Source organism: Frankia sp. R82, assembly GCF_023716925.1.
Taxonomy (GTDB): domain Bacteria; phylum Actinomycetota; class Actinomycetes; order Frankiales; family Frankiaceae; genus Frankia.
On sequence record NZ_JAMQQG010000310.1, the window covers coordinates 19,935 to 28,556 of the forward strand.

Below are 8,622 nucleotides of genomic sequence, written 5' to 3' on the forward strand. Positions count from 1 at the left end.
CATCCTGCGGCCCGCCCGGCGGCCTCGGCCGGCGTCGCACCCCGCAGCGTCCGCGTCATGAGACCCGGTCCGCGTCAGGCGACATGAACGAAGGGGCGTCGCCCCGGGTCGGGTTCGGCTTCACGCAGCACCTCACGGGTCACGGTGGCGACTTCTCCGACGCCGAAGAACAGGAAGCGCAGGAAGTTGAGAATGGGGTTTCCCTCGGTCCACTCGAAGTAGACGTGCGGGCGGACGTCCGCGGTGTCGCGCAGGTGCAGCAGCAGGGCGGCGATCGCGTTGGGCACCGAGGTGCTGGTCACGCACAGCACCCGGTAGCCGGAGCGCTCGACGCCGTGCACGTCCAGCTCGCCCTCGAACTCGGACGAGTCGGGCACGGACACCTCGAGGAACAGCAGCGGTACCGCCTCGGGCACGTAGAGCTCCCGACGGGCCTTGCGTACCTTGTCGGCGTATTCGGCCGCGTCCCCGACGTCCAGTTCGTTCGCGACCAGGTGCAGTCCGCCGGTGGCGGCGGCCTCGTGCACCCAGGCGACGGTGGTGTCGTCCAGGCGCACCCCGGTGACCCGCAGCTCGAACGCACGCAGCCCCCGGGAGACGAACGACACCAGCAGGATCGCCACGATGAAGATCGAACCGATGATGAGGCCGTCGGGACGTTCGATGATGTTGGCGATGGTGGTGTAGACGAACACCGCGGTGATCATGCCGAAGGCGACGGCGTGCCGGCGCCGGCCGCGGCGCAGCGTGGCGAGCGTCACCGCGAGCGACGCGGACGTGATGAGCACCAGCACCCCGGTGGCATACGCGCCGCCCTGCTTGTCGACACTGGCGCCGAAGATCACGGTGACGGCGAAGCCGATCGCGGTGAACACCAGGACCAGCGGTCGCACGGCGCGGGCCCAGTGCGGCGCCATGCCATAGCGGGGCAGGTAGCGCGGAACGAGGTTGAGCAGCCCGGCCAGCGCCGAGGCACCGGCGAACCACAGGATGGCGATGGTGCTGACGTCGTATGCGGTACCGAAGGCGGCGCCGAGCTGTTCGTGGGCGAGGTAGGCCAGCGCCCGTCCGTTGGCCGGTCCGCCCGGTTCGAACTCCCGCTCGGGAATGAGCAGCGTCGTCGCCAGGCTCGAGGTGATCAGGTACACGGCCATGATCACCGCGGCGGTGGTGAGCAGGGTGCGGGCGCCGCGGATGCGCCCGGTGGGGCGCTGCTCGGTGTCACCGGCGTCCCCGCGCACCAGCGGCATCACCGCCACGCCGGTCTCGAAGCCGGACAGACCGAGCGCGAGCTTCGGAAACACGATCAGCGCGAAGCCGATCAGTGCCAGCGGGTCGGGGTGTTCCTGCACCAGCAGGGCGTGCCAGTCGTCAAACAGGTGCGGGTGCGTGACGATCTTCGCCAGGGAGTCGGCGACGACGACCGCGTTCAGCCCGAGGTAGATCACGACCAGCACGACCGCGATCCCGACGGCCTCGGTGAAGCCGACCAGGAACACCCCGCCGAGCAGGGTGAGCAGCACCAGGGTGACGCCGACCCGATGGCCCTCGAGGGCGTGGGGGGCGTAGGGGTTCTCCAGGATGTGCGCGGTCGCGTCGGCGGCGGACAGGGTGATCGTGATGAGAAAGTCGGTGCAGGCGAACCCGAGCAGCACCAGAACCAGGATCTTGCCCTTCCACCAGGACAGTTCCTTTTCCAGCATGGCGATCGAACCCTCGCCGTGCGGGCTGTCGTGCGCCACCCGCCGGTACACCGGCAGTGCCCCGGCGAGGGTGACCAGCACCAGCACCGCGGTGGCGATCGGGCTGACCGCGCCCGCGGCGAGCGCGGCGATGCCCGGCTGGTAGCCGAGGGTGGAGAAGTAGTCGACGCCGGTCAGGCACATCACCCGCCACCACGGGTGCAGCCGGTGCTCGGCCGCCGGCTGGGCGTGCGGCCCGGAATGCTGGGTGGTCTGCTCGGAGCCGGACAGCAGCCACGCCCGCAGCCGTCCCGCTGCCCGCCCACCTCCCGGCGACCCGCTCATCACCGCCGACCCGCTCACCGCCGATCCATGGACGTGCGACGTGCCCGCCTCGGACGTGCCCGCCTCGGACGCTCGGACGTGCGAGGTGCCGACGTCCGACGGTGGTCCGTCCGGGTCAGGCGGGCCCTGCGGGGATGACTGATCCGGCATGCCGAGCATCCTCTCCTGCCTGTCCCCGCCGTACACGGATGTCTCCCTCACCCGGCACCTTCCGGTCCGCCCGGCGTGGTCCCACCTCGCCGCCGACCGCCCCCGCCTGCCCTGCCCTGCCCTGCGAGCCTGAGGGACGAGGGATGGGGGGTGCGTCCTGTCATGCGGAGGGTGCTTCGGCGTGCCGGGCCCGGATTTCTCGAACAACCCCTCACCTGCCGGCGAGATACCGGTTTTCTCGACGTTGTGATCGCACGGCACGGCGGGCGGCGCGCGGCGAGACTGGGCGGGTGGACGTTCTCAGCAGCCGCATCCTGATCAGGCCGGTGGATCCGGCGCGCAGCCACGATTTCTACGGGCGGATCCTCGGGCTCGCGGTGTTCCGTGAGTTCGGCCCGCCGGACGAACCGGGGGTCGTCTACTTCCTCGGCCAGGGCCTGCTGGAGGTCGCCGGCCGAAGCGATGGCGGCGGGCCACGGTGGCCCGGCCTGTGGCTGCAGGTCCGTGACGTCGCTGCCGAGCACCGCCGGCTGGCCGAAGCCGGGGCGACGATCCGCCGTGCGCCGCGCCGGGAGCCGTGGGGCCTGGACGAGATGTGGACCGAGGACCCCGACCGCATCCCGATCGTCCTGGTGGAGGTTCCCGCCGATCACCCCCTGCGCCGCGATCAGCGTTCCTGACCGGCGCCGGGTCGGGCGGCCGGTAGCTGGATCGCCACGACGGCTCCGCCCTGGGGATGGTTGGCCGCCGTCACGCGGCCGCCGTGCGCGGCGGCGATCGCCGCGACGATGGCCAGGCCGAGCCCGGTCCCGCCCGCGCCGCGACCGCGGGCGGCGTCGGCCCGGCGAAACCGTTCGAAGGCATGCGCCACGAACTCCGGTGGGAAACCCGGTCCCCGGTCGCGGACGGCCACCTGCAGGCCCTCCCCCGGCTGCCGCGGCTGCCGCGGGCCCTGCTCCGATCGGGCGGTGGGACCGATGGTCAGATCGATGCTGCTGCCGGCCGGAGCATGTCGCAGCGCGTTGGTGAGCAGGTTGTCCAGGCACTGGCGCAGCAGGTCCGGGTCGCCGTCCACCAGGGGCAGCGGCTCGACCGGGGCAGCCTGCGGACCTGCCTCCAGACGGTGCGCGGTGGCGGCCGGGGGTGGTGCGGGGGTGCGGATGACCGCGAGCCGCACGCCGCGGGTGGCGGCCAGTCCGCCGGCGGCCCGGGCGGCACGGGTGAGGATCTCCTCGACGGCGACGGGTTGCCGGCGCAGGTGACCACCGTCCATGCGGGCCAGGGTAAGCAGCGACTCGGCCAGGCGGATGAGCCGTTCGGTCTCCTCGGCGGCGCCGGCGACCGCCTCGCGTAGCTGTTCGGCCGTCCGTCCGGGGCGGGAGGCGAGTTCGAGTTCGGCGCGTAGCACGGTCAGGGGGGTGCGTAGTTCGTGGCCGGCGTCGGCGACGAACGCCCGGTCCCGGGTGCGGGCGGCGTGCAGCCGGGCGAGGAGGTCGTTCATCGTCCGGGCGAGCGCAGCGATCTCGTCGCGCGTCGCCGGCACCGCAAGCTCGAGGGCACCAGGGGTGACCGGACCTCCCGCCCGTGGCCCGGCCAGGCGGTGCGGCCCGGACAGGCGGTGCGGTCCGGACGGGGGGTGCGGCGAGCTGGACACCGTCCGGTCCTCGGTGGCGGCAAGCGCGGCGGCGTCGCGGCGCATCCGTTCGACCGGGCGCAGGGCCGCACCGGACAACAGCCAGGCCGCCAGCCCGGACAGCGCCACCAGCGGGGCGGTTGCGACGATCATGACGTTGCGGATCCGGTCCTCGACCCGGTCGTTGTACCAGGTGGACGTGCCGACGACGGCGACGAACGGCGCGCGACCCGGGGCCCCCGCCGCGGCGACGGGTCCGATGACGGGTTCGGCATACAGGCGGATCCGGCCGCCGGCTTCCGTCCCGGGACGTTCACGGACGGCGGTGAGCAGTGGCCGCATGCGCGCCGTGGCCAGCGTCGCACCGTCGATCAGCGCCGTCCTGCCCGCATCCGCCGTGGCCGCCAGCGGCCGGCCATCCGCCCCCAGCACCTGTGCGACCGGGCCCGCGCCGGCCAGGAGCCCGGCCGTGCCGGGAACCGTCCCCACGGCGGTGCCGGAGAGGCGGTCGGCGACCCGGGCGGCGAGCACGTCCGCCCGGATGTGCAGGTCCGAATCGACCGCGTCGCGCAGGTTCGTCCCCAGCAGCAGGTAGAACAGGATGCCGGCCAGGCCCAGCGCCACCCCCGTCCCAAGCGTGAACAGTGCGGTCAGCCGGGTTCGCAGTGGCACCTCGGTTACCTCATGCCCGGGGCCGCGTCCGGACCCACCGGCCCCCGCCCTGCGTCGCTGGCCACCGGGATGTCGTCAACACCGTTGATTATCGGGTGGTCCGGGACGGCTGCCGACGACGATGCCGACTCGGGCGGCAGATGCAGGCGGTAGCCGACGCCGCGGACGGTCTCGATCAGCGACTCCCCGTCCGGATCGTCGATCTTGCGCCGCAGGTAGCGGACGTACTGGTCGACGATGTTCGAGGTGGCGTCGAACGCGTCGTCCCAGACGTGGTCGATGATGAACGTGCGGGTCAGCACCTGCTCGGGATGACGCAGCAGCAGGTGTAACAGGGCGAACTCCTTCGCCGAGAGGTCCACCGGCGCTCCCCTGCGCCACACCCGGTGGGCGGCCGGGTCGAGCCGCACCGGACCGGCGGCCAGGATGACGGGGCGCCGGTCGGCGCCGCGGCGCACCAGCGCCCGCAGCCGGGCGGTCAGCTCACCGAAGCTGAACGGTTTGGGAAGATAGTCGTCGGCGCCGGAGTCCAGACCGCGGATGCGATCATCGACGTCGACCCGGGCGGTGAGCATGAGCACCGGTGCCCAGCGACCCCGGGCCCGCAGCCGGGCGCACACCTCGAAGCCGTCGAGGCCGGGAAGCATGAGGTCGAGCACGATCGCGTCGTAGTCGACCTCACTGCCCCGCCAGACCGCCTCCGGCCCGTCCGCGGCAAGATCGACGGCGTAACCCTCCTCGACCAGGCCGCGGCGCAGCAACGCGGCGGTGCGCTCGTCGTCCTCGACCACCAGCACCCGCATGCCCACAGCGTACGGTCACCCCGATGTGACGACGATGTGCCCGCCGCGACCACACCACCGAGGCGGGACTCCGCGGTCGGACTCCGCGGTCGGACTCCACGGTCGGACTCCGACGTCGGCCTCGGCCCGGGCGGGGTCAGACGACGGCGGGGGCGATGCGGCGCCATTCGGTCAGGGGGAGGGCCTGCTGGTCGGCGGTGAGGACCTGCAGGGTGACGTGGTCGGCACCGGCGTCGCGGTGCTCGCGCACCCGGCGGGCGATCGCCTCCTCGTCACCCCAGGCGATCATGGCGTCGAAGACGCGGTCGCTGACCTCGGCGACCTCCTCGGGGGTGAAGCCGAGGCGGATGAGGCTGTTGGCGTAGTTCGGCAGCGACAGGTAGCCGCGTAGCCATCGTCCGCCGATCTCGTGGGCCTCGTCGGCGTCCGCGCAGAGGATGACCGTCTGCTCGGGCATGAGCAGCGGGCCGGCACCCACGGCCTCACGGGCCTGCGCGGTGTGCTGCGGGGTGACCAGGTAGCTGTGGACGCCCGCGGAGCGCTTGGCGGCGACACCGAGCATCCGCGGGCCGAGGGCGGCGAGCGCGCGGCCGGACACCGGGATGGCGGGTTCGGCGGCGTCGAGGGCGTCCAGGAACGTTTCCATGGCGGCGACGGGGCGCCGGTAGCGGCCGGGGTCGCCGCGGTCGACGGCGACGGCGTGGCTGACCCCGATGCCGAGCAGGAAGCGGTCGGGATGGGCGGCGGTGAGGGCGGCGTACGAGCGGACGACGTCGGCGAGCTCGAAGTTCCACAGGCTGAGCACGCCGCTGGCGACCGTCACCCGGCTGGTGGCGGCGAGCAGGCGCGCAGCGGCGTCGAACAGGGTGCCGCCGCCCATGTCGGGGATCCACAGGGCGTGGTAGCCGAGCTGTTCGAGTTCCGCGGCGGCGTCGACAGCCGCCGCGGCATCGCCGTAGTGCAGCTGCGCGCTCCACACGCCCACCCCGGAGATCTGCATGCCCACCCTTTCGTCGAACACATGACAACCCAGACGTACACAACCAGACTCACAGCCGTTGGGACGCACGGTCCTTCGGAGGCGCGATCCTTCGGACGCCGTCGCGCAGGCGAGGACCGGCCGAGTCTTTCACCGTGGGCCGTCCACCTTCAACCACAGCGGCCGTCTCCCACCGCCATGGCTTTTTTTCGCCACCGGGGCGCCTTCGGCCGCCTCGGGCGAAACATCCGAGCAGGGTGGGTGGGAGCGGATTCGGCTAAGGTCCGGACACGGGTCGGGGGCGAGGGTGCGCCACCTGGTGGCGCCGGCAACGACAGGGGAAGCTGATGACGGCACAGGTGTCCGGCCGCGGGTCGGCCGGAGGTACCCGATGAGCACCGGGCGCGACGGCTGGGTCGGGGTGGTCACCGGCGCGGCGAGCGGAATCGGGCAGGCCACGGCGCGCCGGTTCGTCGCCGAGGGCGGGCGGGTCGTCGGTGCCGACGTCAACGAGGCCGGGCTGGTCGAGCTGGAGAAGGAGCTCGGCACGGCGGCGTTCGTCGGCACGCGCTGCGACATCACCGTCGAGTCGGACGTGGCGGGTGCCTTCGCCCGGGCGCAGGAGGCCTTCGGCGGGGTGGACGTCGTGGTGGCCAACGCGGGCATCGGCTACCTGTCCGAAGTCGTCGATCACGGCCTGGCCGAGTGGCAGCGCGTCATCGACGTGAGCCTCACCGGCACCTTCCTGACCGTCAAGCACGGCGGGCAGGCCCTGCGCGCCGCCGGGCAGGGCGGGTCGATCGTGGTGGTCGCGAGCCTGAACGCGGTGCAGCCCGGCCGGGGGGTGGCCGCCTACTGTGCGGCGAAGGCCGGGGTGGTGGCGCTCACCGAGGTCGCCGCCATGGAGCTTGGGCCGTTTGACGTGCGGGTGAACGCCGTCGCACCCGGGCTGGTACGTACCTCGATGACGACGCCGGCCTGGCAGATGCCCGGCATCGTCGACGAGTTCGTCGAGAACGCCCCGCTGGGCCGCTTCGCCGAGGCCGACGAGATCGCGAACGTGGTGTACTTCCTCGCGTCCGACCAGTCGTCGTTCGTCTCCGGTTCGCTGTACGGCGTCGACGGGGGGGCGCGTACCCGCCGCTATCCCGACATGGTGGCCGCGCGGCGTTCCCTGGCCGACCAGTCGGGCTGACCCGGCCCGCAGCCCGGCTGCGGGCACAGCTGCGGGGCCGGGGTCTGCGCGCCCGTCCGCTCGTGGATCTCCCGGCCAGCCGTCCAGCGGGCGAGCTTGCGGGCGAGCTAGCGGGCGAGGGAGTGCCACAGCGCGACGCTGCCGCCGTCCACCAGCAGGTCGGTGCCGGTGACGAAGCGGGCCTGGTCGCCGAGCAGGAACAGCGCGGCGTCGGCGACGTCGTCGGGGGTGCCGACCCGGCCGGCGGGGGCCTGGTCGGTCAGTTTCTGCATGTCGGGCCCCCAGGCGCCGGCGAGTTCCGCGGAGCCCATCGGGGTGAGGACGACCCCGGGACTGATCGTGTTGATCCGGGCGCCGCGGCGCCCCCAGGCCAGCGCCGCGGCCCGGACCCGGATGAGAGTCGCCTGCTTGGCGACGGAGTAGGCGCGGGCCGAGTCGCGCATCGCCGACGGGGCGAGGAAGTCCAGGGCGAGCAGCTCGTCCGTCGGGGTGTTGATCACTTCTCGGACCTGCTCGGGGGTCATCCGCGGACCCAGGTGGCCGCCGGTGCTGGCCACGACGAGACCGGCCGATCCGGGTCCGACGACCGGCTCGAACGCGTCGAGGAACAGAGCGACGCCGAACAGGTCGACGTGCAGGATCGTCGCCGGGTCGGCCTGTACCGGGGACACTCCCGCGGTGTGCACGATGTGGCTGGGCCGGCCGAGTTCGACGGTGGTGGTGGCCAGAGCGGCCACCGATGCCCGGTCGGCGGCGTCGACAGTGCGGGTGACGACCTCGTGCCCCTGCGCGAGCAGGACGTCGGCGGCGGCCTTGAGGGCCGTCTCGTCACGGTCGGCGAGCAGCAGGGTGCGACCCGAGGCCAGCCGACGGCCGATCGCGAGCCCCATGCCCCCGGCACCGATGATCACTACTACGTCCCGGCTCATCGCAGCACCCCTTCACCTCGGCGAACCCGGTGCCGATGCTGACACCGGACGCGTCCACGACTATGCCGTGACGCCCACCACGCCGCGACAAATGCGCCGACCGGGACCCTGACCACGACGACGCGGGACGGCCGGCATCGCGATCGACCTGACCGGCGTGGGGGGGGGGGGGGGGGGGGGGGGGGGGGGGGGGGGGGGGGGGGGGGGGGGGGGGGGGGGGGGGGGGGGGGGGGG

The 8,622-nt window shown here is 73.2% G+C and carries 7 protein-coding genes; 2 read left to right on the forward strand and 5 right to left on the reverse strand.

The window, feature by feature from the left end; translation table 11 throughout:
- Nucleotides 1-74: 74 nt before the first annotated feature.
- A complete protein-coding gene (locus ND747_RS25315) occupies nucleotides 75-2,027 on the reverse strand; it encodes an amino acid transporter (RefSeq protein WP_251736706.1) in 1,953 nt (650 codons plus the stop codon).
- Between the two features lie 440 nt (nucleotides 2,028-2,467).
- Between ND747_RS25315 and ND747_RS25320 the strand changes: the two genes are divergently transcribed.
- The gene (locus tag ND747_RS25320; protein WP_251736701.1) at nucleotides 2,468-2,857 is read left to right on the forward strand and encodes a VOC family protein; all 390 of its coding nucleotides are present in this window, start codon (nucleotides 2,468-2,470) and stop codon (nucleotides 2,855-2,857) included.
- Here ND747_RS25320 and ND747_RS25325 read toward each other — a convergent pair.
- The 3 genes from ND747_RS25325 to ND747_RS25335 form a co-directional block, all read right to left on the reverse strand.
- Nucleotides 2,845-4,482, reverse strand: coding sequence for an ATP-binding protein (locus ND747_RS25325; RefSeq protein ID WP_251736702.1), 1,638 nt, complete (start codon nucleotides 4,480-4,482; stop codon nucleotides 2,845-2,847). The two genes, ND747_RS25320 and ND747_RS25325, sit on opposite strands and share 13 nt — an antisense overlap.
- Before the next feature lie 5 nt (nucleotides 4,483-4,487).
- Nucleotides 4,488-5,285: a response regulator transcription factor gene (locus ND747_RS25330; protein ID WP_251736703.1), complete on the reverse strand. Its 798-nt coding sequence runs from the start codon at nucleotides 5,283-5,285 to the stop codon at nucleotides 4,488-4,490.
- 136 nt (nucleotides 5,286-5,421) lie between these two features.
- Nucleotides 5,422-6,285 (reverse strand): TIGR03620 family F420-dependent LLM class oxidoreductase, encoded by an 864-nt coding sequence (locus tag ND747_RS25335; protein WP_251736707.1) that lies wholly within the window; start codon nucleotides 6,283-6,285, stop codon nucleotides 5,422-5,424.
- A 370-nt stretch (nucleotides 6,286-6,655) separates the two neighbouring features.
- Here ND747_RS25335 and ND747_RS25340 point away from each other — a divergent pair, with 370 nt between their 5' ends.
- On the forward strand, nucleotides 6,656-7,459 hold the full coding sequence (locus tag ND747_RS25340; protein ID WP_251736704.1) for an SDR family NAD(P)-dependent oxidoreductase: 804 nt from the start codon (nucleotides 6,656-6,658) through the stop codon (nucleotides 7,457-7,459).
- Nucleotides 7,460-7,566: 107 nt separating this feature from the next.
- Here the strand turns inward: ND747_RS25340 and ND747_RS25345 are convergent, their stop codons facing one another.
- Nucleotides 7,567-8,388, reverse strand: coding sequence for an SDR family oxidoreductase (locus ND747_RS25345; protein WP_251736705.1), 822 nt, complete (start codon nucleotides 8,386-8,388; stop codon nucleotides 7,567-7,569).
- Nucleotides 8,389-8,622: the final 234 nt, after the last annotated feature.

What these genes read in the sequence shown, in the direction of transcription:
- ND747_RS25340 (WP_251736704.1), top strand. Translation starts at nt 6,656, where the DNA reads ATGAGCACCGGGCGCGACGGCTGGGTCGGGGTGGTCACCGGCGCGGCG.
- ND747_RS25330 (WP_251736703.1), bottom strand. Translation starts at nt 5,285, where the DNA reads ATGCGGGTGCTGGTGGTCGAGGACGACGAGCGCACCGCCGCGTTGCTG.
- ND747_RS25335 (WP_251736707.1), bottom strand. Translation starts at nt 6,285, where the DNA reads ATGCAGATCTCCGGGGTGGGCGTGTGGAGCGCGCAGCTGCACTACGGC.
- ND747_RS25345 (WP_251736705.1), bottom strand. Translation starts at nt 8,388, where the DNA reads ATGAGCCGGGACGTAGTAGTGATCATCGGTGCCGGGGGCATGGGGCTC.
- ND747_RS25315 (WP_251736706.1), bottom strand. Translation starts at nt 2,027, where the DNA reads ATGAGCGGGTCGCCGGGAGGTGGGCGGGCAGCGGGACGGCTGCGGGCG.